General features: G+C 62.4%; 24 protein-coding genes. 10 read left to right on the top strand and 14 right to left on the bottom strand.

Features of this window, described 5'->3' with window-relative positions; translation table 11 throughout:
- Positions 1-333: 333 nt before the first annotated feature.
- Positions 334-1,422 (top strand): chorismate synthase, encoded by a 1,089-nt coding sequence (gene aroC / locus HDEN_RS09725; RefSeq protein WP_013215932.1) that lies wholly within the window; start codon positions 334-336, stop codon positions 1,420-1,422.
- A 368-nt stretch (positions 1,423-1,790) separates the two neighbouring features.
- Here the strand turns inward: aroC and HDEN_RS09730 are convergent, their stop codons facing one another.
- Together HDEN_RS09730 and HDEN_RS09735 are read right to left on the bottom strand one after the other, a co-directional pair.
- Complete coding sequence (locus tag HDEN_RS09730; protein ID WP_013215934.1) at positions 1,791-3,020, bottom strand: class I SAM-dependent RNA methyltransferase; 1,230 nt, start codon at positions 3,018-3,020, stop codon at positions 1,791-1,793.
- A complete protein-coding gene (locus HDEN_RS09735; RefSeq protein ID WP_041921974.1) occupies positions 3,013-3,744 on the bottom strand; it encodes a TlyA family RNA methyltransferase in 732 nt (243 codons plus the stop codon). Before HDEN_RS09735 ends, HDEN_RS09730 begins: the two co-directional genes overlap by 8 nt.
- Before the next feature lie 78 nt (positions 3,745-3,822).
- Here HDEN_RS09735 and HDEN_RS09740 point away from each other — a divergent pair, with 78 nt between their 5' ends.
- Positions 3,823-4,245: a DUF4399 domain-containing protein gene (locus HDEN_RS09740; protein ID WP_013215936.1), complete on the top strand. Its 423-nt coding sequence runs from the start codon at positions 3,823-3,825 to the stop codon at positions 4,243-4,245.
- Between the two features lie 66 nt (positions 4,246-4,311).
- On the opposite strand, the gene dxs is transcribed toward HDEN_RS09740, so the two are convergent.
- From dxs to HDEN_RS09770, 6 genes are all read right to left on the bottom strand, one after another.
- Positions 4,312-6,219, bottom strand: a complete 1,908-nt coding sequence (gene dxs, locus HDEN_RS09745; protein ID WP_013215937.1) for a 1-deoxy-D-xylulose-5-phosphate synthase — start codon at positions 6,217-6,219, stop codon at positions 4,312-4,314.
- Positions 6,220-6,412: 193 nt separating this feature from the next.
- Positions 6,413-6,694 carry an exodeoxyribonuclease VII small subunit gene (locus HDEN_RS09750; protein ID WP_013215938.1) on the bottom strand — a complete coding sequence of 94 codons (282 nt, stop codon included), beginning with the start codon at positions 6,692-6,694 and terminating at the stop codon, positions 6,413-6,415.
- Positions 6,695-6,740: 46 nt separating this feature from the next.
- Complete coding sequence (locus HDEN_RS09755; RefSeq protein WP_013215939.1) at positions 6,741-7,685, bottom strand: histone deacetylase family protein; 945 nt, start codon at positions 7,683-7,685, stop codon at positions 6,741-6,743.
- Between the two features lie 38 nt (positions 7,686-7,723).
- Positions 7,724-8,605, bottom strand: a complete 882-nt coding sequence (locus HDEN_RS09760) for an SDR family oxidoreductase (RefSeq protein ID WP_013215940.1) — start codon at positions 8,603-8,605, stop codon at positions 7,724-7,726.
- Positions 8,606-8,676: 71 nt separating this feature from the next.
- A complete protein-coding gene (locus HDEN_RS09765) occupies positions 8,677-9,450 on the bottom strand; it encodes a crotonase/enoyl-CoA hydratase family protein (RefSeq protein ID WP_013215941.1) in 774 nt (257 codons plus the stop codon).
- Positions 9,447-11,216 carry an acyl-CoA dehydrogenase family protein gene (locus tag HDEN_RS09770; RefSeq protein ID WP_013215942.1) on the bottom strand — a complete coding sequence of 590 codons (1,770 nt, stop codon included), beginning with the start codon at positions 11,214-11,216 and terminating at the stop codon, positions 9,447-9,449. Before HDEN_RS09770 ends, HDEN_RS09765 begins: the two co-directional genes overlap by 4 nt.
- Positions 11,217-11,294: 78 nt before the next feature.
- Here HDEN_RS09770 and HDEN_RS09775 point away from each other — a divergent pair, with 78 nt between their 5' ends.
- On the top strand, positions 11,295-12,257 hold the full coding sequence (locus HDEN_RS09775; RefSeq protein WP_041921628.1) for an L-threonylcarbamoyladenylate synthase: 963 nt from the start codon (positions 11,295-11,297) through the stop codon (positions 12,255-12,257).
- A gap of 13 nt (positions 12,258-12,270) precedes the next feature.
- On the opposite strand, the gene HDEN_RS09780 is transcribed toward HDEN_RS09775, so the two are convergent.
- The 4 genes from HDEN_RS09780 to HDEN_RS09795 all read right to left on the bottom strand — a co-directional run bounded on the left by HDEN_RS09780 (position 12,271) and on the right by HDEN_RS09795 (position 16,421).
- Positions 12,271-12,450, bottom strand: coding sequence for a hypothetical protein (locus tag HDEN_RS09780; RefSeq protein ID WP_013215944.1), 180 nt, complete (start codon positions 12,448-12,450; stop codon positions 12,271-12,273).
- 117 nt (positions 12,451-12,567) lie between these two features.
- The gene (locus HDEN_RS09785; protein ID WP_013215945.1) at positions 12,568-13,683 is read right to left on the bottom strand and encodes an acyltransferase family protein; all 1,116 of its coding nucleotides are present in this window, start codon (positions 13,681-13,683) and stop codon (positions 12,568-12,570) included.
- Between the two features lie 130 nt (positions 13,684-13,813).
- The gene (locus HDEN_RS09790) at positions 13,814-15,526 is read right to left on the bottom strand and encodes a hypothetical protein (RefSeq protein WP_013215946.1); all 1,713 of its coding nucleotides are present in this window, start codon (positions 15,524-15,526) and stop codon (positions 13,814-13,816) included.
- Between the two features lie 214 nt (positions 15,527-15,740).
- Entirely contained in the window at positions 15,741-16,421 is a 681-nt protein-coding gene (locus HDEN_RS09795; RefSeq protein WP_013215947.1) for an SOS response-associated peptidase, read from the bottom strand.
- A gap of 84 nt (positions 16,422-16,505) precedes the next feature.
- On the opposite strand from HDEN_RS09795, the gene HDEN_RS09800 reads away from it, so the two are divergent.
- Together HDEN_RS09800 and HDEN_RS09805 are read left to right on the top strand one after the other, a co-directional pair.
- Entirely contained in the window at positions 16,506-16,925 is a 420-nt protein-coding gene (locus tag HDEN_RS09800; protein ID WP_041921630.1) for a TIGR02301 family protein, read from the top strand.
- Between the two features lie 151 nt (positions 16,926-17,076).
- Complete coding sequence (locus HDEN_RS09805) at positions 17,077-17,322, top strand: hypothetical protein (protein ID WP_013215949.1); 246 nt, start codon at positions 17,077-17,079, stop codon at positions 17,320-17,322.
- Positions 17,323-17,349: 27 nt separating this feature from the next.
- Here HDEN_RS09805 and HDEN_RS09810 read toward each other — a convergent pair whose 3' ends face one another.
- On the bottom strand, positions 17,350-18,012 hold the full coding sequence (locus tag HDEN_RS09810) for a LysE family translocator (protein ID WP_013215950.1): 663 nt from the start codon (positions 18,010-18,012) through the stop codon (positions 17,350-17,352).
- 259 nt (positions 18,013-18,271) lie between these two features.
- Between HDEN_RS09810 and HDEN_RS09815 the strand changes: the two genes are divergently transcribed.
- Both HDEN_RS09815 and HDEN_RS09820 read left to right on the top strand, forming a co-directional pair.
- The gene (locus HDEN_RS09815) at positions 18,272-18,730 is read left to right on the top strand and encodes a hypothetical protein (protein WP_245256607.1); all 459 of its coding nucleotides are present in this window, start codon (positions 18,272-18,274) and stop codon (positions 18,728-18,730) included.
- A gap of 134 nt (positions 18,731-18,864) precedes the next feature.
- Positions 18,865-19,623: a L,D-transpeptidase gene (locus HDEN_RS09820; RefSeq protein ID WP_245256608.1), complete on the top strand. Its 759-nt coding sequence runs from the start codon at positions 18,865-18,867 to the stop codon at positions 19,621-19,623.
- A 23-nt stretch (positions 19,624-19,646) separates the two neighbouring features.
- Here the strand turns inward: HDEN_RS09820 and HDEN_RS09825 are convergent, their stop codons facing one another.
- On the bottom strand, positions 19,647-20,981 hold the full coding sequence (locus HDEN_RS09825; RefSeq protein WP_013215953.1) for a dihydroorotase: 1,335 nt from the start codon (positions 20,979-20,981) through the stop codon (positions 19,647-19,649).
- Positions 20,982-21,065: 84 nt separating this feature from the next.
- On the opposite strand from HDEN_RS09825, the gene ygfZ reads away from it, so the two are divergent.
- From ygfZ to HDEN_RS09840, 3 genes are read left to right on the top strand one after another with little or no spacing between them, the layout of a single operon-like run.
- The gene (ygfZ, locus tag HDEN_RS09830) at positions 21,066-21,962 is read left to right on the top strand and encodes a CAF17-like 4Fe-4S cluster assembly/insertion protein YgfZ (RefSeq protein WP_013215954.1); all 897 of its coding nucleotides are present in this window, start codon (positions 21,066-21,068) and stop codon (positions 21,960-21,962) included.
- A complete protein-coding gene (locus tag HDEN_RS09835) occupies positions 21,959-22,570 on the top strand; it encodes a DNA-3-methyladenine glycosylase I (protein ID WP_013215955.1) in 612 nt (203 codons plus the stop codon). Before ygfZ ends, HDEN_RS09835 begins: the two co-directional genes overlap by 4 nt.
- A complete protein-coding gene (locus HDEN_RS09840; RefSeq protein ID WP_013215956.1) occupies positions 22,567-23,175 on the top strand; it encodes a YfbR-like 5'-deoxynucleotidase in 609 nt (202 codons plus the stop codon). Before HDEN_RS09835 ends, HDEN_RS09840 begins: the two co-directional genes overlap by 4 nt.
- Positions 23,176-23,184: the final 9 nt, after the last annotated feature.

Consider the following 23,184-nt stretch of genomic DNA (forward strand, 5'->3'; position numbering starts at 1 on the left):
TCGCGACGTCCGAAACGTCCGATCTTTCGATGCGACGCGGGCTGCAGTCAGGCAGCGATCGCGTGCTCGGCCGGGTTGCAGATCAAAGCGAATACAAAGCTACGGCTGCCGCCAGCCCCTCTCGCACCTGGCGAAAAAGGGTGGCGAACGCGCACTGTGGCGGAGTTAATCTGCGTCGCGGAGACTTGTCACGCGCTTTACCGGTGATGCGGGCTTGCCGCCTTTCGCCGCCGCTCCTAAGAAAGATTGTGACGCAACCCGGCAACACAATTGTTGCAGTGCCATCGCTGTCGATGCGCGGCCGGGCTCACCATTCGAGCGAACGATCAGGCGATGTCTCACAACACCTTCGGCCACCTCTTTCGCGTAACGACGTGGGGCGAAAGCCACGGCCCCGCCATCGGCGCGGTCGTCGACGGCTGCCCGCCCGGCGTCGCGCTCGACGAGGCTGACATCCAGGTTCATCTCGACCGCAGGCGGCCGGGGCAGTCGCGCTTCACGACGCAGCGCCAGGAAGCCGACGCGGTGAAAATCCTGTCGGGCGTGTTCAACGATACCTCGGGTCGGCAGGTCACCACCGGCACGCCGATCGCACTCGAAATCCAGAACACGGATCAGCGCTCCAAGGACTACGGCGACATCAAAGACAAGTACCGTCCGGGGCACGCCGACTTCACCTATGATGCGAAGTACGGCATCCGCGATTATCGCGGCGGCGGGCGCTCGTCGGCGCGTGAGACGGCATCGCGCGTTGCGGCTGGTGCGGTTGCGCGCAAGGTTCTCGGCGGCGTGACGATCCGCAGCGCGCTCGTTCAGATCGGTCCGCACAAGGTCGATCGCGCGACCTGGAACTGGGACGAGATCGCGAACAATCCGTTCTTCTCTCCGGACCGGAAAGCCGTGGAGACTTGGACCGAGTATCTCGACAAGGTGCGCAAGGCCGGTTCGTCCGTCGGCGCGATCATCGAAGTCGTGGCGGAAGGCGTGCCGGCAGGCTGGGGCGCACCGCTCTACGGCAAACTCGATCAGGATCTCGCCAGCGCGATGATGTCGATCAACGCTGTCAAGGGCGTCGAGATCGGCGCGGGCATGTCGGCCGCCGAACTGACCGGCGAAGAGAACGCCGACGAAATCCGCATCGGCAACGACGGCAAGCCGATCTTCTTGTCGAACCATGCGGGCGGCATTCTTGGCGGCATCTCGACGGGGCAGCCGATCGTCTGCCGCTTCGCCGTCAAGCCGACATCGTCGATCCTGGCGCCGCGCAAGACCATCGACAAGCAAGGCCACGACACCGAGATCATCACAAAAGGCCGTCATGATCCGTGCGTCGGCATTCGCGCCGTTCCCGTCGGCGAAGCGATGATGGCGATCGTGCTCGCCGATCACTTCCTGCGCCATCGCGGGCAGACGGGCCGTTAGCGCTTTTTCGGTTTTTGCTGAGCCACGGATAGAGGCGGGATTTTCGCCTGTTGAATTTTTGTCGAATGAAACGCAACGCGGAGTCGCTTGAGCGCTAACGCGTTACATCGAAGACGACCGGGCATCCCGCTGCATCACGCATGATCGTCTACCCCCACCCCTAACCCCTCCCCGCAAGGGGGAGGGGAAAAGTGGAGGTTAACGCTGGTGCTTACTCGCAAGGTGAGGGGAATGGCGCTTCTGTTTTCCTGCTTGCGAAGTGGGCGGACCGCTCGGCGGTGATGAGGACTGCCTCGCACATATGGCTGCCCCTCACCCTGTCCGTCTCCCCGTCAAGAACGGCGAGCGGGCATCGCATCGTGCCTTGCCTAGCGCCGGAAGACGGCGACGACTTCGACGTGTGCGGAATAAACGAACTGGTCGATCGGCGTTACGGATTCGATTTTGTAGCCGCCATCAACGAGATGCCGCGCATCGCGCGCCAAAGTCGCCGGATTGCATGAGGCCGCAACGACGGTTTTGACCTTTGACCTTGCAAGCCGCTGCGCCTGCGCTTCTGCTCCTGCGCGCGGCGGATCGAAAACGATGGCATCGTGCTCGTTGAGTTCCAACGGCGACAACGGCTCGCGAAAGAGATCGCGCACGCGCGCGGTGATCGGCTTCAAGCCCGTCGCTTTTTTTGCCGCCGCGTTGAGCGCCGCGATGGCCGGCTGGTTGCCATCGAAGGCCAGAACTTTCGCGCGGGCTGCGAGCGGAAACGTGAAAGCACCCACGCCGCAGAATAAATCCGCGACGGATTTCACTTTGCCGACGGCGGCGAGAATTCTTCGCACCATCTCGGTCTCGGCTTCGGCGACGGCCTGCACGAAACATCCGGGCGATAGAACCACGTCGGCGGTGGCGAATGTGAGGAACGGCGGCAACGTCTCGACGACGATATCATTGCCGATGGCGAGCCGCGCGAGTTGCAGAGCGCTGGCTTCCGACGCCAGCCGGCTGCGAACATCGGGCGTCAGCTTACGCTCGATCCCATCGAGCAGCACGTCGAGACCGGACTTCGTGGCTGTTACGGTCAGACGCGCGCCGAGCTTCGATATCAGCGGTGCGATCAAAGTTTTGAGTGCCGGAATCGCGGCGACGATCTTCGGATCGAGAACGGGGCACTCCGCGATCGCGACCAGCGCATGCGACTGGGCTTCATGGAATCCGATCGCGACGCCGTTGTCGCTGCGTTCGGCCGACAGGACCGCACGGCGTCGCTTCCCGCCCGGCTCGACGAGATCGCCGACAGTCACATCGAGCCCGCGCGCCGCGAACGCGGAGACGACGAGATCGCGCTTCCAGGCACGATAAACGTTAGACGACATGTGCTGCACGACGCAGCCGCCGCAGGTTCCGAAATGGCGGCAAACCGGCGCGATACGGTCCGGGCTTGGCTGCAGGATGCGGAGCAAGCGTCCGCGCGCGCCATCGACATCGGCGATCACACGCTCACCTGCCAGCGCGAACGGCACGAACACAGGTGCGCCCGTGGTCTCGGCAACGCCGTCGCCCTGCGCGCCAAGACGTGTGATCCGTAGCTCGCACTCGTCAGACATCGCGGCGCGCTCCGATCAGAAATTCGATGTTGCCGGAACCGCCGGAGATCGGAGATTCCATCTCGCCGATGACGCGCCATCCGGGCTGTTGCTGAAGCCAGGCGCGAACGGAATCGACAGCGTCACGACGCGCCGCTTCATCGCGAACGATGCCGCCGCTGCCAACGCGCTCGCGCCCGACCTCGAACTGCGGCTTGACCAGCACAACGAGCCACGCACCGGAGGCTGCGAGCGGCAAGACGTGGCCCAAAACTTTTGTAACGGAAATAAAGCTGACGTCGATCACGACGGCTCCAACGGGAGCCGGAACATGCTCGCGTGTTAGGGTGCGTGCGTCGCAGTTCTCGAGCGACACGACGCGCGCGTCGGATTTCACATCGTCATGCAACTGCGCGCTGCCAACGTCGACGGCGAAAACTTGCGCCGCGCCGCGTTCGAGCAAAACCTGCGTGAAACCTCCCGTCGATGCGCCGACATCGAGCGCAACAACGCCCGTCACATCGAACCCGAACTGATCGAGAGCGGCCGCGAGCTTTTCGGCTCCGCGCGATACGTAGCCGGGAGCGTCCTTCGAGACTTCGACAAGCTTCGGCTCCGCAACGTCCATCGCGGGCTTGCGACACGGCTCACCCGCAACGCTGACGAAGCCGCGCCGGATCAGATCTTGCGCGCGCGCACGCGACGGCGCCAGTCCGCGCGCTACGAGTGCCAAATCAAGCCGCATATATTTGCCGATTTTTGCATCATTGATTATAGCTGGATTGCTTCCCACTTAGCCGTATCTGAAATTGGAGGGAAACTCATGAGACTCGCATTTGCCAGCGCATTTCTTGCATTGGCATTTCCTATAAGTGCTTTGGCGGATGGCGAACGCACGCCTGCACCCGCGGGCGCCAAGGTGTTTATCATCGAACCGGCCGATGGCGCGACCGTTACCAGTCCCGTCACGGTGAAATTCGGCGCCGAAGGCGTCGAGATCGCACCGGCCGGCACCGACAATCCGAACAGCGGTCATCATCATCTGCTCATCGATTCCGCCATTCCGGATTTGAATTCCGCGATCCCCAAGGACGAGCATCACGTCCATTACGGCAAGGGACAGACGGAAGCGACCGTCGAGCTTAAGCCCGGCAAGCATACGCTGCAGCTTCTGCTCGGCGATAAAAACCACATCCCGACCGATCCGCCGGTCGAGTCGCCGGTCGTCACCATCACGGTGCAGTAATTTCCAGCGAAGCCCGGTTCTGCCGGGCTTCGTCCATGCCTTTTTATGCCTCGAAAAAGAATTGCGTTACGCGCGCTCGCCGACGACGTCTGCGCGTCCGAGCGCGGCGAATACCGTTTTCACGATTCCTGACGCATTCAGACCCGCATCTTCGTACATCACTTCCGGTTTGCCGTGATCGATGAACACGTCGGGCAGAACTTTCGTGCGCACGCGCAGGCCACGGTCGAGCAATCCTTCATCCGACAGGAACTGTAGAACGTAGCTGCCGAAGCCGCCAACGGAACCTTCCTCGACCGTCACCAGCACTTCATGATTGAGCGCGAGGTCGCGGATCAGGCGCGTATCTAAGGGCTTGGCGAAACGCGCGTCGGCGACCGTCGTCGACAGCCCGAACGATTGCAGCTGATCGGCCGCCTTCAGACATTCCGCGAGCCGCGTTCCGAGCGAGAGCAGCGCGACCTTGGAGCCTTCGCGAACGATGCGCCCCTTGCCGATTTCGAGCGCGACGCCCGTTTGCGGCAGATCCACGCCGACGCCCTCGCCGCGCGGATAGCGCAACGCGCTCGGCCGGTCGTCGATCGCAACCTGCGTCGCAACCATGTGAACGAGCTCGGCTTCGTCCGCCGCCGCCATGATGACGAAATCCGGCAGGCAACCGAGATAGGAGATATCGAATGAGCCCGCATGCGTCGCGCCGTCGGCGCCGACAAGCCCGGCGCGATCGAGAGCGAAACGCACCGGCAGCTTTTGGATCGCGACGTCGTGCACGACCTGATCGTAGGCGCGCTGCAGGAACGTCGAATAGATCGTCGCGAACGGCTTGTAGCCTTCGGTCGCCAAGCCCGCCGCGAATGTCACCGCGTGCTGTTCCGCAATGCCGACGTCGAACGTCCGCTCGGGGAATTCCTTGCCGAAATAATCGAGCCCCGTGCCGGACGGCATCGCCGCAGTGATCGCGACGATGCGATCGTCCTTGCGCGCTTCCGCGATCAGGCTGTCGGCGAAAACCTTGGTATAGCTCGGCGCGTTGGGCTTCGGCTTCACCTGCGCGCCGGTGACGACGTTGAATTTGTTGACGCCGTGATACTTGTCGTCGGCAGCTTCAGCCGGCGCGTAGCCTTTGCCTTTCTTCGTCACGACATGAACGAGGATCGGCGCCTGCTCGGCATCGCGGACGTTTTTCAGAACCGGAAGCAGCTGGCTGAAGTCGTGACCGTCGATCGGGCCGACGTAGTAGAAGCCAAGCTCCTCGAACCACGCTCCGCCCTGCCAGATGTGGCGGGTGTATTCTTCGACGCGTGCGGCGCGGCGTTCCCATTGCTTCGGAAGCATCTTGGCCAACTGCTTGGCATAATCGCGAAGGTGCAGATACGTCCCGCTGGATGTGGCGCGTGCGAGATAGGCCGACAGCGCTCCGGTCGGCGGTGCGATCGACATATCGTTGTCATTCAGAATGACGATCAGGCGTTCGTTGCGCGCGCCTGCGTTGTTCATCGCTTCGTAGGCCATGCCTGCGCTCATCGCGCCGTCACCGATCACTGCGATGACGTTGTTCGAACCACCGCTGAGGTCACGCGCCACGGCCATGCCGAGCGCCGCCGAAATCGATGTCGAGGAATGCGCGGCGCCGAATGGATCGTAGGGACTTTCGTCGCGCTTCGTGAAGCCCGACAGCCCACCCGGCTGACGCAGCGTGCGAATGCGATCGCGCCGTCCTGTCAGAATCTTGTGCGGGTACGCCTGATGTCCGACGTCCCAGATCAGACGATCTTCCGGCGTGTTGAAAATCCAATGCAGCGCGACCGTCAGCTCGATGACGCCAAGGCCTGCGCCCAAGTGGCCGCCCGTCACCGAGACGGCGTCGATCATTTCCGCGCGCAATTCGTCCGCCAGCTGCGGAAGCTGATCTTCGGCGAGCCGGCGAAGCTCGTGAGGTGTCCCGATGCGATCGAGTAGCGGTGTCTTGCTCACGGAATTACCCCAACTTAACGGAAAGTCTGCCGATCATCGCAACCTGCGGGAAATAGGCGGATGCTCATGCCGTTCATAGCGCTGATCAGTGCGCTCCCCAACGGGTCGGACGCTCAAGATGAATAGTGCGCGGGCTTGCCGCACTGGTATGTGTACTACATTCTCTGCGCGGGCGAAATTTTTACGTCACAGCTCAAAATGGCGCGCCATTATCCTTGTCGAGCGGGGTCGTTCCCTTCGGCGTTCCGTCGGCTCCCAAAGTCAGTTTTTCGACTTTTGCTTCCGCCGCTTTCAGCAGGCGGTCACAATGATCGCGCAGCGCTTCGCCGCGTTCATAAATCGTGATGCTTTCCTCGAGATCGACATCGCCACGTTCGAGCCGCCCGACGATCGCTTCGAGTTCTTTGAGCGCGCGCTCGAACGTCATCGCCTTGATGTCGTCGAGCGCCTTGGCCGGTACTTTCGGTTCGGTCATGAATTTTGCCCTGCGGCTCTATCGTGTTGGCGTTAGCGTCTTTTACTCAGGAGCCGGCCTGCATCAACGCCGAGACGTGCACTGCGACGGATTGCGCGAGCCCCCTGAGATCATACCCGCCCTCGAGAATCGATACGAGTCGGCCATTTGCATGACGGCGCGCGAGTTCCGCCACCGCCTCGGTCGCCCAGCGAAAATCCTCCTCGACGAGTTCCAGCCCACCGAGCGGGTCGCGCTGATGCGCGTCGAATCCGGCCGAGATCATAATCAGGTCCGGCGCAAAATTATGGAGCGGCGCAAGAATTCGGTCTCGAAACGCTTCCTCGAAATGATAGCGGCCGTCGCCGGCCCTGAGGGGCGCGTTGAAGATATTGCCGGCGCCCGTCTCCTGCAACGCGCCAGTTCCTGGAAATAGCGGCATCTGGTGCGTCGAGCCATAGAACAAATTTTTGTTCGACCAGAATATTTCCTGCGTCCCATTGCCGTGATGGACGTCGAAATCGACGACCGCGACGCGTTCGACTCCGTGCTTCGCACGCGCATAGTGCGCGGCGACTGCGATGTTGTTGAACAGACAAAATCCCATCGCGAGATTGCTCTCGGCGTGGTGCCCCGGGGGGCGCACCTGGCAAAAGGCGTTAGCGGCCGCACCGCTGACGACGTGGTCGACGGCATCGAGCCCGGCGCCGACGGCACGGCGTGCCGCTTCCCAACTGCCGGGCGACACGACCGTGTCGCCATCGATGTGGTGCTGGCCTTCTTTGACGGTTTCGGCGAACCGCTTGAGCCCCTGCACGTAGTCCTGCCGGTGCGCCAGGGCGACGAAGTCCAGATCATCGTCCCGCAACGGCGCTAGCCTGCGATCCAATTTTGCAAAGCTGGCGTCACTCAAAAACTTGTCAATCGCACGCATTCTGTCGGGGCGTTCGGGATGCCCCTCGCCGGTATCATGGTTGAGAAAGGCCGGATGCGTGATGAGAATCGTCGTCATGAAGCCTGCCGTTTCTTGATAGTCTTTTCGCCGTGCAATCAGCTGAGATTCGAGTACGGCGCCACCGTCACGCCGGGTGGCGGTCTGCTGTCGGCCGGAACGAAAAAGTCTGGCACCAATGGCACCGATGGGTCGACGCGATATTTCTCGAAATCGGTGACGCCGCCAACGGAATGAAGGAATGTATCGTCGATGAGAAAATTGCCGGTGAACGACTTCGCCGGTTGCAGAAAAACAAGATGAGCGGCGTCGGCGACGATCTCGGGAGAACGGCTCATGCGCATCATCTTATCGCCGCCGAGAATGTTGCGCACGGCGGCCGTCGCGATTGCAGTGCGCGGCCAGAGGGCGTTGACGGCGATACCGTCGCTTTTCAATTCATCGGCGAGGCCGAGCACGCAAAGGCTCATGCCGTACTTCGCGATCGAATAGGCGACGTGACCCGAGAACCACTGCGCCTTCATGTCGAGCGGCGGCGACAACGTCAGAATGTGCGGGTTTTTCGCCTTTCTGAGATGCGGCAGACATGCTTGCGAAACGAGAAACGTTCCGCGCGTGTTGACGCCGAACATCAGATCGAAACGCTTGATGTCCGTTTTGTCGATCGGCGTCAGGGAAATGGCGCTGGCGTTGTTAACGCAGATATCGATGCCGCCGAACGCTGAAACTGTCTGCTCGACGGCGCGCTGAACCTCGTCTTCGTGGCGAATATCGCAGGCGATCGCCAGCGCCTTGCCGCCGGAGTCCTCGATCTCTTTCGCAGCGGTATGGATCGTGCCTTCGAGCTTGGGGTTGGGATCGGATGTCTTCGCGACGATCGCGATGTTGGCGCCGTCACGCGCCGCGCGTTTCGCGATCGCCAGTCCGATGCCGCGACTCGCGCCCGTGACGAAGAGGGTTTTGCCCTTGAGCGACGCCATTCTTGTTCTCTCTTATTGAAGCGCGATCAAAGGGCATGCTAGCGCGCCGCAAGCTCGGGCGTAAGAGTGCGCTACACAGGTTTGCGGAAATTGGGGGATCGTTTTTCAAGAAACGCGGTAAATGCCTCAAGGGCTTCAGGCGAGGACAACCGCTCGCGGAAGGCTCTGACCTCTTTGTCCGTTTGCTGCAAAATTTCGACGGGGTTGCCGCGCATGAGGCTGCGCGTCACCGCCAGCGCTTCGGGCGGCATGCTTGCGAGCCGCTGCGCCGACGTCAAAGCCGTCTCTTCGAGCCGATCGAACGAAACGATTTTGTTGACGAACCCCGCCTGCACAGCCTGCTCGGCGGAAAGCGTTTCACCCAGCGCCAGCATTTCAAAGGCGCGCGCATAGCCCATGCGACGGGGCATGAGCACGCTCGATCCGGCTTCCGGAACGAGACCGAGACTTAGGAACGGGGTGGCGAATGTCGATGACGGCGTTGCATAAACGAGATCGCAGTGAAACAGCATGGTCGTTCCGACGCCGATCGCCACGCCGTCGACCGCTGCGATCAGCGGCTTGCGGATCATCGGCAGCAGATAAACGAAACGGCGCACGTTGGCGCCGAGATCGCCGGTGCCCTGCGCGGTTGCCAGAAAATCGCCGAGGTCGTTCCCAGCGGTAAAGACACCGGCCGAACCCGTGATCAGATGGACTGCAATCGCGGGATCGTTATCGCCTCTGTCGAAGGCGTCGCACAGGTCTCCATACATGGCACTGGTCAGCGCGTTCTTTTTTGCTGGCCGCGTCAGGCGCAAGACCTGGACGCCGTCGGAAGCTGAAATTTCGACGTCGCCCGTCATGCGAAAAGCGGCCCATGTGCATCGACGAGCACGGATTGGGCACCCCCTTGCACGGTTTCGGAAAGCCCTGCGGCTTCGGTCAGCAGATTTTCCGCGAAGAAGCGCGCGAGTGCGACGCGCGGCGAGGATGCATCCTCGGACAGCGCTCCCTTCGCGAGATAAGTGCCCCCTGCCGTCAGACTCATCAGGCGAAGATAGGGCGTCGCCGACGCCAGCGCCGCCTCGGGTTCGCTTTTCAACATCAGGCCCATCCACAGCGTTGCGGTTTGGACGCCGCTGAGCGCTTCGGTCAGCCGCTGGGCCATGCGCCCGAACTCGGGCCGGTTGGAGGCGCGGACTTTCGCGATGACGTCCGCAAGCTCGGCAAGGTACGCGCTCACCACTCCGCCGTTTGCGAGCGGCAGTTTGCGCGTGACGAGGTCGATCGCCTGAATGCCGTTGGTGCCTTCGTAGATCGGCAGGATGCGCGCATCGCGAAGATACTGCGCGGCGCCGGTTTCTTCGACGAAGCCCATGCCGCCATGCACCTGAACGCCGAGGGACGCAACCTCGTTGGCGATATCGGTCGAGAACGCTTTCGCGAGGGGCGTCAGCAGCGCCGCCTTGTCGAGCGCGGCCTTGCGCTCGGATGGATCGTTCGACAGACGCGCGATGTCGTGCTCTCGCGCCGTCGCGAAACAGATCATGCGTGCGGCTTGCGTCAGCGCTTTCATCATCAGCAGCATGCGGCGAATGTCGGCGTGCTCGATGATCGGGCTCATGCCACTCGATCCATTCGACGCGAGGCTTTTGCCCTGGCGGCGCTCCCTGGCATAGGCGATCGCGTGCTGCGTCGCGCGTTCGGCGACGCCAACGCCCTGCAAGCCGACGCCCAATCGCGCCGCGTTCATCATCACGAACATGGTCGCGAGACCGCGATTTTCCTCGCCGATCAGATAACCCGTCGCGCCGCCGTTCTCACCGAATTTCATTACGCACGTCGGGCTCGCCATGATGCCGAGCTTGTGCTCGACCCCGGCGCAGACGACGTCGTTGCGTTCGCCGAGCGATCCGTCGTCGTTGACGAGAAACTTCGGTACGAGGAACAGCGAGATGCCGCGCGTTCCGGCCGGCGCGTCGGGGCGTCGCGCGAGCACGAGGTGGATGATATTCTCCGCCATATCGTGCTCGCCGTAGGTGATGAAAATCTTTGTGCCGGTGATGCGGTATGTTCCGTCATCCTGCGGTACGGCGCGCGTCGTGAGCGGCCCGAGATCAGAGCCCGCGTGCGGCTCGGTCAGGTTCATCGTGCCGGTCCATTTGCCCGCCACCATGTTCGGCAGGTATTTTGCTTTGATCGCGTCGGTGCCGCCCGCCTCGATGGCGTGGATCGCGCCCTGCGTCAGCAGCGGACAGAGCCCGAATGAGACGTTCGATGCGTTCCATATCTCGCCCACCGCCGCCGAGACGATCTCCGGCAAGCCCTGCCCGCCAAACTCCTCGGCGCAGGGCAACGAGCTCCAGCCGCCTTCCGCGAATTGCCGGTAAGCATCGCGAAAGCCGGGCGGCGTCGTCACGGAGCCTGCGGAAAATTTCGATCCCGTCTTGTCGCCTGGCGCATTGAGCGGTGCTAAGACTTCGGCGCCGAATTTTCCGGCTTCTTCGATGACGGCGCGTATCGTTTCGGCATCGAGCCCGGCATAAAGCCCGCGACGAAGAAGATCATCGAGACCCGCTGCCGTCTTGAGGGCGAAAACGATGTCGTCTACTGGAGCCTGATAAGTCATGGGTGGTGTCTCGGGCCTCTGCGTGTTTGCCGAACACTATGCTTGATGCGAAGCCGTAGCAAACCGGGTGATGGACGAATGCAAGGCAGGATCGTGCCTGCGAACGCGGAATGGATCGAGGAAGCCGGCGGTCTGCTCCGCTCGGGCGCCCTCGTGGCATTTCCGACCGAAACGGTCTACGGCCTCGGGGCGGATGCGACCAACGGAGAAGCCGTGGCGCGCGTTTTTGCCGCCAAGGGCCGGCCGTCGTTCAATCCGCTGATCGTCCACGTGCTCGGGTTGGAACAGGCTGTCATCATCGGATCGTTCTCGGCAACGGCGCGGCGGCTGACGGAAGCCTTCTGGCCGGGGCCTCTGACGCTTGTCGTGCCACGCATCGAGACGACGGACGTCAGCGAGCTTGTTTCCGCAGGCTTGCCGACAGTGGCGCTCAGGTCTCCGGATCATCCGGTTGCGCGCCAGTTGCTCAAGGCAGCCCAACGGCCGATCGCCGCTCCCTCCGCCAATCGCTCGGGCCATGTCAGCGCAACGCGCGCCGAGCACGTCGCGGCGGATCTGGGCGACAGAGCCGCCGTCATTCTCGACGCCGGGCAAACGCCGCGCGGGCTGGAGTCGACCGTCGTCAGCCTTGCGGGCGCGGCTCCCGTTCTGCTCAGACCAGGCGCGATTTCCGCGGACGCGATCGAAAAGGTCCTCGGCGAGAAAATCGCGCGCGCGAGCGAGAGCGGCGAGCATCTGACCTCGCCCGGTCAGCTCAGAAGCCATTACGCGCCGAACAGCAGAATTCGATTGAACGCGACGGCGTGGGAGCCGCACGAAGCGGTGCTCGCCTTCGGAGCGGTCGAGGAGCATCCTTCAAAGGCAACGATCAACATCAGCCCGTCCGGCGATCTGATCGAAGCGGCGGCGAACCTTTTCGCGGCGCTTCGCAAGCTCGACGGCAGCGGCGCAGCGACCATCGCCGTCACGCCCATTCCGGCTCACGGTCTCGGCGAAGCCATCAACGACAGATTGGCGCGAGCGGCCGCACCGCGCGATTGAAATCTTGAAATTCTCAGCGTCCGACGATGATGCGATCGACGACCGGCCGCAGCAGAGGGCTATCGATGGCGAACGTCTTGAACGACGATTGCGCCGACTGGACGAGGTGCGGGACGGACGGCGCGAAGGCCCAGACGGCGCCGTACATCAGCGCGGTCAGCGTTCCGTTCACGATCAGATACCGACGCAACATCCTCGCACCCTGACGTCCGTTAACACTTCCTTAATCAAAACACGGACGAGCGGTCAGGCACAACCCCTTGTTGGCCGTTTTCGGTGAGTGATCGGAATTTGGTGAACGCGGACGGGCTCAGCCGAAGATCGGCAGTGCGCGACGGCCCGCTGTCCTGATCCAATTCGTGACGACCGGCCTCAGCTGCAGCGAAGGCTTTTCGACGAAGCGCCACGATGCGATCGCCAGCGGCAGCACGATTGCGAACGCCACCAGCGTCAGCACGACCGGTGATATTGCGGGGAACAGCCAGAGAAGCGCCTGCTGGACGGGACCGGCAAAGATGTAGATGCCGAATGATGCGTCGGTGCGATTGCAGAGCCCGCGCAGCGGGCCCCAGGTTTTCGTCGCGGCCCACAGCGCGCCGTAACCCAGAAAGAGCATGGCACCCACTTCCGCGAACGACGTCTGCACGGAGGCGATAAACATCAGAAACAGCGGCAGCAGCAGCGCGCCGGAGATCCGCAGATAGTCGCGCAGCAGATAGGCCAGCACGCCGCCGTAGAAATAAACGACGAAGTAGCGGAGGTTCTGGGTAAAGCCGTAGTCGTCCGGATTGGCCGGCAACGACAGCGAGACGGTCGCGACGATCGCGCCAAGACCGGCAGCCGCGAACCAGCGAAGCTTCTCGTCGAACAGCCCCGCGACGCCGAGCAGGCCGAGCGCGACGTAGCAAGCCACCTCGTATTTCAGCGTCCACAAGGACGAGTTGACGTAGTCCGCATAGGCATTCGTTTCAAAAACGCCCGGCAGCGGCGCGGAGCCGGTTGCGAGCGTCAGCGTCTTGACGACGTAGCCGTAGAGTTCCGTGCTTTTGAAATACGCGCCGGCCGGCAGCGTGGAGACGACAGGTCCGAGCACGAACGCGACGGCAAGAACGCAGACGATCAACGCCGGAAAAATCCGCAGCCCGCGCGCGACGGTGAAATCGACAAGGCTGCGACTGCGATCGAAGCTTTGCGCGACCATCACGCCGCTCAGGATGAAAAAGACGCGTACGGCGCATTCGCCAAGCGAGCGCCCGAGCCAAGGTTGCAGCGGCTCCGCGACCGACGTTCCGGCTGCGTAGAGGTAGCTGTGCGAGACGAGCACCAGCGTCGCCATCGCGAAGCGCAGGACGCCGAAGCTGTTGCGGTCGGGAGAAAGAATGTCGGCGAGACGTGGCGAGCTGGCGAGATGCGTATGAATTGTCATGGCGTCCGGGCGTGCTGGATTGAAACCGTCAGCACGCGGCGACGCACGGTCCGTGCCAGCGCGGTTAACGGCGAACACACGCCGCCGCCGAACGCTTAACGCTTCGCTCTCTCCTGCACCAAAACGAACCTCAGGCTGGCGTTTCGGGCTCCTTCTTGGAAGGCCAGCTCGCGCCCATCCAGTCGTCGGTGCCGAACAGCCAGTACCAGAAGCCGTGCCGCCGCTGGTATCGTGCCACGACGAAACGGTTCATCGTGTCCATGTGGGCGTTGATCTGGTTGAGCGTCTCGACCGGCAGCGCCGCGTCGCGATCGACCTCGGCAATCCGGTTCAGAATGTTGGCGACATCAGTCGCGGAGTCGGTTCGCCACTGGTCCATCGATCCGGCGAGCGTGTGCTGGTTCTGATTGAGCTTCATCAGCGCATCGTGCAGCTCGGAGAGATCGTTCGCGTACGCCTGATATTTCGCGGCCGCCGTTTCGATCTCGCCCGTCAGTGCGCGCTCGACGCCCGCGACGCGTTCGGCGAGGTTCGTGGTGACCTGCGCGACCATGCGGTGCTGATCGTCGAGCCTGTTGGCGAGGCCGTTGATGTGTTCGAGTCCGGCAACCAGCGTTTCGATGCGGCCGCCGTCGGTCGTCGTCGAAAGCGCGCGCTGGACGTCGCCATGCAGTTTGTCGAAGCGTTCGCCGAGTTCGCCGCTGCTGTCGCCGCGACGCTGATGATCGCCGAGAAGCGCTTCCTCGATGATGTCGAGGCGGCTCGAAATCGGCTTCAGATCGACGGCGTTTCGCAGGTCCTCCACGGTTGCGCCATTAGACGGCGCTTGCTCACGAATGGAGCCTTCGAGGTCCTGCAGGCGCTGCGAGAGCACGCTCCAGGATTGCGACATCTCCTGCAAGCGGAGTTCAAGACCTGCCTCGATATCCTCAAGCTTGGTAACGAGGGATTGGTCGGAGGGCGCGGAGGTTCCGCGTGTATCAAGCACGGCTTGTTCCAGCGTTCCGATGCGATCCAGCAGGACGTTCTGGCGGTGGTCCTGGTCGCCCTGATGCGCTTGCGCGTCGCGTCCGAGATCCCGCACGAGCCCCGAGATGATGTTGCGCTCATTCGAAAAATCCTGGCTCAGAGCGCGAACCATTTGCTCGAGCGCCTCGATGCGCGAGTTCTGCAGCGCATCGGTGGGACTTCCCAAATTGTCACCACGATAAGACCGAGTCTGGTCCGAAACGTAGCGAACGCCGCTCGACGCCGTGTAACGCAGATCGGCGTTGGATCGCGTCAAGGGCGGCAACGGCTCGCTGACCTCGCGCAACGACGCGCGCGGTGCAAAGCGCAGCACGATGTCGGAGCCCGGCAAATCGGAGCGATGATCGAGCAGCACCTGAAGCAGGTCGTCGACATCGGCCGCGGAATTGCGACGGCTCGCGGACGCGGCGGCGAGGCGCAGCAGATCGGCGAATTCGTCCGAGCGTCGCGGCGACACGGAGCCGTTGCCGCCAGCGGGCGGAATGTCTCCCGCAACGATCGCCGCCGTCTCGCGCCGGAGCGACGGCACGCGGATGCCGCGCGCCTCGAGCGATGCGATCGCGGCATCGATGCGCGTCATCGCGTTGAGGAGATGCTCGATGCGGACTTCGCCGGCGCGATGGGCGACAGCAACGTCGTAGGCGAGATTGCAGCAGGCAAGCACCGTTTCGTCGACGAGAATCGGACCGGAGCGATAGACGCCGCGCTTTCCGTTCTGCGCCGCCTGCATCTCGGCAGGCGTTACGAGTTCCGCCGGAGTGCCCGTCCACGTCTGCGGAGTCCTGAGATCAAGATCCTCGCCCCTGTACGCCATTACCTCGTCTCCCATCACGCGCGCGCTCTCAACGCACCAACATCACCCTCGACCGCGCCGTTGATACGAGCGGATATCGTCAAGCTCTTGACCTAATGGAGATTAGCCGCGAATGCGCGGCACCGCGAGTCGGCATGGTTACCGGAGGCGTCGAAAATCTCTTCCCGAGGGCCGTGGCAACGTCCCGGCCCCGCTATTCTAAAGACCCGCTATTCTAAAGAAGCGTTGGGTTCGGAGACTGATGCAGGTCTGGCCCTTCAGCGCGAGGGTCGTTCAGCTTCGGGTTGATGGCCATGACGGTCATGCGTCCTGTGGGTGGCGGCCCGAGCAAGTCCAGAACGCCGTTCTCGCTGCCGGAACTGCAATCGAGCCACCGCTCGTAATGCTCCGGCGCGACAATCACCGGCATGCGGTCGTGGATGGAGGCGACGTCGGGGTTCGCCGCCGTGGTGAGGATCGCCATCGTCTCGATTTCGCTGCCATCGGCTCCGAGCCAGCCCTCCCACAGCCCGGCCATCGCGAAAACGGGACGGTCGGCCACTTTGATGAGATGGGGCTGCCGAGAGCCGTGCCCGCCGGTCCACTCGTAATAGCCGGTCGTCGGAATGAGACAGCGGCGATGGCGCATCGCCCCACGGAAAGAAGGCTTCTCGGCCGCCGTTTCGGCGCGGGCATTGACGAGCATGCTCAATTTCGCCGGGTCCTTGCTCCAGGATGGAATGAGGCCCCAGCGCACCAGCTGGAATTCCGGCCCGCCTTTGACGCCCGCCCGGAGAATGAGGACCGGCTGCGACGGCGCGATGTTGTAGCGGGGCGGAAAATCCTCGACCTCAAAGCTTCCGAACGCCCGGCAGAGGTCGTCCGGTGAGCAGATCAGACTGTAGCGGGAGCACATTGCGAAGCCCTTCGCGTCTCATCGGAATATTTTATAAGAATGCCGCCGTCCGCCGGCCCAGAATCTGATTTAAGCGCAATCGCGATGCAACGGTCAGTCAGAAAAGCTCCGCTTGGCGGCACGTGCCGGAACGCCGTTCTGGCGGTTCTTCTCGCGTTCGGCACGCTAGGGTTGACCGCAAATGCAGCAACGGCCGCGCCCGACGTCAAGCCTTACGACGACCGCCTGCTCCGTCTCTCGGAAATTCTCGGCGCGATTCACTATCTGCGCGAGCTTTGCGGCGCCAACGAGGGCCAGTACTGGCGCGACCGAATGCGCGACCTGATGGATGCGGAAGGATCGAGCGCGCTTCGCCGCGCCAAGCTCACCCGCGCGTTCAATCAAGGTTATCGCAGCTACAGCCGCACCTATAATACGTGCAGCCCTTCGGCACAGACCGCGATCACGCGATTTCTCTCGGAAGGCTCGTCGCTGTCTGAAGGCTTGCTCAAAGCCTTTCCCTGACGCACGCGTGCACCGCAGCGCGACAGATGTTGCTGAACGGCCGGTTTACTGTGAATTGTGGCCGCTTAGAACTTCCGTCGAGGCTCGTGCTAGTCCACAATCTCCGTTAGGGGAACCGCCCGCAACGGGCGGACAACGGGCTGGAAATTGTATGCAGTGTTTCGAAGACATCGACACCAAAAACCCGACGCTCAAAGCGCTCGATCTGATTTTGGCCGCTTGGGATGAGGGCGTCGACACGGGGGTCGAACCGCAGCAGATGGCGTATGCCGCGTTGTTTACGGCGCTCACCGATCTCGTCGCGATTTACGGGGAAGACGCGGTCATTCATCTGACGCGCGGACTTGAGAAGCGCGTCGTCGAAGGCGAATTCACGCTCACGCGCCGCGACCAGTAATCGCTCGCGTCAGCCACTAAGCGCTGGTCAGAAACTTCCGCCTTTCCAGATCACTTCGGCGATAAGGATCGCGCCGAAACTGCCGAGCAGCAGTCCGGCGATCCTGTTGACGAACGCCAGCGTGCGCAAGTCGATCCGGTGACGATAGCGGCTGATGATGTGTGACAGCGTGATCCACCACAGCATGCTGCCACCGACGATCGCCGCCACCATCAGCAGAACGTCAATCGTGGAATGAACTTCAACGAAGGTGCTGACGCCGCCGAAGACGGCAAAGAGTCCGAGCACCGCTCCAGGATTCGTAATCGTGAGAAAGAACGTCTGCGGAATGTCCCAGACGAAATCCCTGAGGCTTTCGGATGAGCCCTCGGCTTCCGAGACGATCCGCAGCCGTGGCGACGTGAAGTAAAGGCGCGCGCCAAACGCGATCAACGCCACTCCGCCGAGCGCCTGAATGATCGCTCGATGTGTTTCGACCGCGCCCGAAATCGTTCCAACGCCAAGCCCGGCACAGAGCGCGATGAGACCATCACCCAACACCGATCCGATGCCGGCTGCGATGCCACCCCAGAACCCCCGCTCGATCGCGCGCTGAATGCACAGCACGTTGACAGGCCCAACAGGCGCCGCGATGAGAATCCCGACGATGATGCCGATAGGGATAATGAGGGGATTGGGAATATAGTCCATCAAGGCGGGCGTGCTCGCGTCCGGGAGTGGAGTTTGCGCTGACCGTTACCCGGCTGCGCGATGTCTTGAGCCTCAGGTGGAAGTGATTGGTTCGGTGACTATGCTGGAACGCTCATCAAGTAAACTCTCCTCGCAGGCGAGACGATCCCGGCTGCGCCGTTACGCCTCCGCTCCGATGATTAGTCGTGCACTTCTGATTCTACTCGTAGTGACGCCCATTGCTCTTGTCCACGTCTCGCGAGCTGCGGCTGGGGAAAGCGTGCAAGCTCCAAAACTTCCCGAACACGTCGCCGATCTGCGCGACGCCATTCTGACGGCGGCGCGCTCGGGAAATATCGACGAGTTGAAGGCGGTGTTCGAAATGAGCGGCAGGACGCCGGATATCGGCGCACCCGGCGCCACCGATCCGATCGCAGCGCTCAAAACACAGTCCGCCGATGGCAAGGGACAGGAGATTCTCGCGAACCTGATCGAGCTTCTGAACATGCCGCCCGCGGCAAAGCCCTTCGGCAGCGACATCGAGAACAACCTGCTCTACATCTGGCCTTATCTCGCCGAGCGTCCGCTCGACAAGCTGACGCCGGCTGAGGAAGTCGACCTCTATCGGCTCGTCAGTCCGGCGAAAGCCGCTGAGATGCATGATAAAAAGCGCTGGATGTGGTGGTGCGTCGTCATCGCCGCTGACGGCAATTGGCTGATGTTCAAGCGCATCGAATGACGGTGCGCCGAAATCAGAATGCAATTTCTGATTGACTGCGAATTGCCGCAGAGGGGTGGCCACCGCGTCTTCTTTTGCTTTATTGCGTGCCGCTACAAGCGAGACGCAAAGCAAGGGTTTGTTTGATGACGCGTATGAGTATTCTTGCAGCCGCTATTTTGAGCTGCGCCGTCGCCGCACCGGCGCAAGCCTTCCATCCATTCCAGCAAAACTACGGATACGTTCCCCCCAAAAAGCAGAAGCGTAGCAGCCAGCGCGCCGAACGGGCGCCGCAACCGCTGTTTGGAATGGGTTGGGACTGGGACCGCCCGCAAAACAGCGGACGCGATGACGAAGACGACGACAACGCGCGCTCATCGGCGAGCGAAGGCACGCTGACGGGCGGCGGCAGACCGAATATCTCGGCCGTTGCCCCGCCCAAGGTGTCGTTCCCGAACAGCTACGCCCCCGGTTCGATCGTCATCGATACGGCCGGCCGCCGCCTCTACTACGTTCTCTCCTCGACGACGGCGTATCGCTATCCGATCGCCGTCGGCAAGCAGGGCTTCGCATGGTCGGGCGTTGAAAAGATCTCGCGCAAGGTCGCATGGCCCGACTGGTATCCGCCGGCGGAGATGCGCGCGCGCAAGCCCGGACTTCCGGTTCACATGCAGGGCGGCGTGCGCAATCCGCTTGGCGCGATGGCGCTCTATCTCGGCAGCACGCTCTATCGCATCCACGGCACCAACGACGTCAGCTCCATCGGCACGGCGACATCGTCGGGCTGCATCCGCATGACGAACGGCAACGTCACGCACCTTGCCTCGATCGCTGGTGTCGGGACGACAGTACACGTGTTGAAGCGGCTGCCCGCCGGGCTCGCACGCGTCGCGAAGGCCGGCAGCGAAGGCTGATGCTCATCCGCTTCGCGCGCACCTCAGCGAACGAAGCCTTCGAGGAACTGAACGGGCTCGCCACGCGCGGGCCCGTTGATTTCGCCCTCCCACATGGCCTTGTGACCGCGCACGAACGTGCCGACCGGCCATCCCGTTACCGTTGCGCCGTCGTATGGCGTCCAGCCGCAGCGGCTTTCGATCCAGTCGTTCGAGATCCGGACCCGGCGCTTCAGATCGACCACGGTCAGGTCGGCGTCGTAGCCGACGGCGATCCGCCCCTTGTTCCTGATGCCGAACAGCCGTTGCGGCCCGTGGCTGGTCAAATCGACCAGGCGCTGCAGCGACAGCCGCCCTGCATTCACATGATCGAGCATCGTCGGCACCAGCGTCTGCACGCCCGTCATGCCGGAATGCGTGTCGGGATAGGTGTGCTCTTTTTCTTCGCGCGTGTGCGGCGCATGATCGGAACCCAGGACATCGACCACGCCGGACTGCAGCGCATGCCATATGGCCGCGCGGTGGCGCGCGTCGCGAACCGGCGGGTTCATCTGTGCGTAGGCGCCAAGTCGCTCGTAGCATTCGGGCGCCTGCAGCGTCAGATGATGCGGCGTGACTTCGACCGTGGCGTAGGATTTGTGATGGCGCAGGAACTCCATTTCCTCCGCCGTCGAGACGTGCAGCACATGCACGCGCTTGCCGTGCTTTTCGGCGAGACCGACGAGCCGCTTCGTCGCGATCAGCGCCGCCTCCGGATCGCGCCACTCGGGGTGCGAAGACGGATCGCCCTTGCGGCGCAGATGCATTCGCGCCTTGAGGCGGTCTTCATCCTCGGCATGAAACGATGCGCGCCGCGAAATTCTAGCGATGATGCGATCGAGCGCGTCTTCCTCGTCAACCAGAAGGTCGCCGGTGGACGAGCCCATGAAGACTTTCATGCCGGCCGCGGCTTCGAGCTTTTCGAGCTTCGGAATTTCCGCAATGTTGTCGCGCGTACCGCCGACGAAAAATGCGAAATCGCAGAACATGCGGTGACGCGCGCGGCGGACCTTGTCGGCCAACGTATCTTCCGTCGTCGTCAAGGGCTTCGTGTTCGGCATCTCGAAAACGGCCGTGACGCCGCCAGCGACCGCGGCTCGGCTCCCCGTCTCGAGATCTTCTTTATGCGCCAGGCCCGGCTCGCGGAAATGCACCTGGGTATCGATGACCCCCGGCAGAATATGCAGGCCCGCCGCGTCGATGATTTCAGCCGCGCCGGCCGAGCCAAGGTCGCCGATTTCCGCAATCCTGCCGCCCGAAATCGCGATATCGCGGACGCCCTCCCCGTCATGGTTGACGACTGTCGCGCCACGGATCAAGACATCGAATGTATCGGCCATTTTTGCCGGCGCTCCTCACACTTGCCTTCGGCTTGAACCCCGCATACGTAACTCTCACTCTGTTTGCAATCGAGGCGAACGCTAATGTCCAGCGTAAAGATCGCGCGACTTACCGACCGTGGCGTCGTTCGCGTCGATGGCGCCGACAGCGAAAAATTGTTGCAGAGCCTCGTCACCAACGAAATCGAGGGGCTGAACGCGGGCGAAGCGCGCTTTGCGGGGTTGCTGTCGCCGCAAGGCAAAATCCTGTTCGATTTCTTCATCGTCCGTACCGAGATGGGCTATCTTCTCGACGTTGCCGCCGCCAAGGCCGCCGATCTCGTCAAGCGCCTGACGATGTATAAGCTCCGCGCCGATGTCACGATCACCGACGCCTCGCCGGGCTTTGCCGTCTACGCCGTCTGGGACGACGGTGCCGCCGCGCTGACCGCTACGCGCGCGTGTGTCCATTTCAATGACCCGCGCCATCCGGCGATGGGCGTCCGCTGGCTGATGCAATCGCCGCCGCCGGCCGACGCGCAGGTCGTCGAGCTGGCGCATATCGATTACGACGCCTTACGAGTCCGCCTCGGCGTTCCCGAAGCGGGCAAGGATTTCGAGTTCGGCGACGCCTATCCGCACGAAGCGGATTACGATCTCTTCAACGGCGTCTCGTTCACCAAAGGCTGCTACGTCGGCCAGGAAATCGTCGCGCGAATGCAGAACAAGACCGTCGTGCGCAAGCGCGTCGTGAAAATTTCCGCCACCGCACCGCTGATCTCCGGAGCCGAAATCCATCTTGGCGACGTCGCCATCGGCCGCGTCGGCACGGTTGACGGACTGCATGGGCTTGCGATGGTTCGCCTCGACCGCGCCATCGAAGCTCAAGACAAAAATCAGCGTCTGCGCGCCGATGGTATTGCGATCGACATCGATGCCGACGCGGCCGGTCGTTATCGCAAATCGGCGGCGGCGCGGCCTTCGGCAGCCTTGCCATCATGACCCGGCAGGTCGAACGCGAACGTTGTCCCTGGGCGGGAGCGACGGGCACGGAGTATGCGCGCTACCACGACGACGAGTGGGGCGTCCCGATGACCGACGATCGCGCGCTGTTCGAAAAACTCACTCTCGAAGGCTTTCAGGCGGGATTGTCGTGGATCACGATCCTTCGAAAGCGCGAAAACTTCCGCAAGGCGTTTCACGATTTCGATGCGGAGCGCATCGCGCGCTTCGGCGAACGCGACATCGCGCGACTGATGACCGATGAAGGCATCATTCGCAATCGCGCCAAGATCGAAGCGACGATCTCGAACGCCAAGGCTTATCTCGCGCTCAGCGAGAAGATGCCGTTTTCGCATTTTCTCTGGGGGTTGATCGACGGACGTCCGGTCATCAACAAGCTGCAAAATTTCAAGGATGCGCCGACAGAAACGGACACGTCGAAACGCATGAGCAAAGCATTGAAGAGCGCAGGCTTCCGTTTTGTCGGCTCGACGACGCTCTACGCCTTCATGCAATCGACCGGCATGGTCAACGATCACATCGTGACCTGCTTTCGCCATGCGCCGTGCGCCAAATTGCAGAAGTCACTCAAGATCGACGGCCTATGAGCGGCGAACATACGCCTCCGAAGCGGGCATGGCAGCGGATGCTGTCGGGCCGCCGTCTCGATCTCCTTGATCCGCAGGCGGACGATATCGAGATCGAAGATATCGCGCATGGGCTTGCGCGCGTCGCGCGCTGGAACGGACAGACCGTCGGCGAGCACGCGTTTTCCGTCGCTCAGCACAGTCTCGTCGTGACAGACATTGTGCGGACGATCGAGCCTCTATTCGGAGCGCGCGAGTTGTGCGCGGCACTGCTCCATGACGCGCCTGAATATGTCATCGGGGATTTAATCAGCCCGTTCAAAGCAGCCATCGGACTCGACTACAAGGCGTTCGAGCAGAAGCTGCTCGCCGCCATCCATGAACGCTTCGGCTTAGGCCGGATGGACGCCCACGTCATTTCCACCATCAAGCGCGCCGATACGATCGCCGCCTACTACGAAGCGGTGACGCTCGCCGGGTTCGATCCCGAAGAGGCGAAACGCTTTTTCGGCCGCCCCGAACTCCCTGATGTAATCGACAGGGAACTTAGGAGGCTCACGCCGCATTCTACTAGCGATGCCCAAGCCGGATTTGTCGCTGAATTCAAAGCACTTTGCCGTCTCTGACAATCGGGC

Source organism: Hyphomicrobium denitrificans ATCC 51888 (assembly GCF_000143145.1).
Taxonomy (GTDB): domain Bacteria; phylum Pseudomonadota; class Alphaproteobacteria; order Rhizobiales; family Hyphomicrobiaceae; genus Hyphomicrobium_B; species Hyphomicrobium_B denitrificans.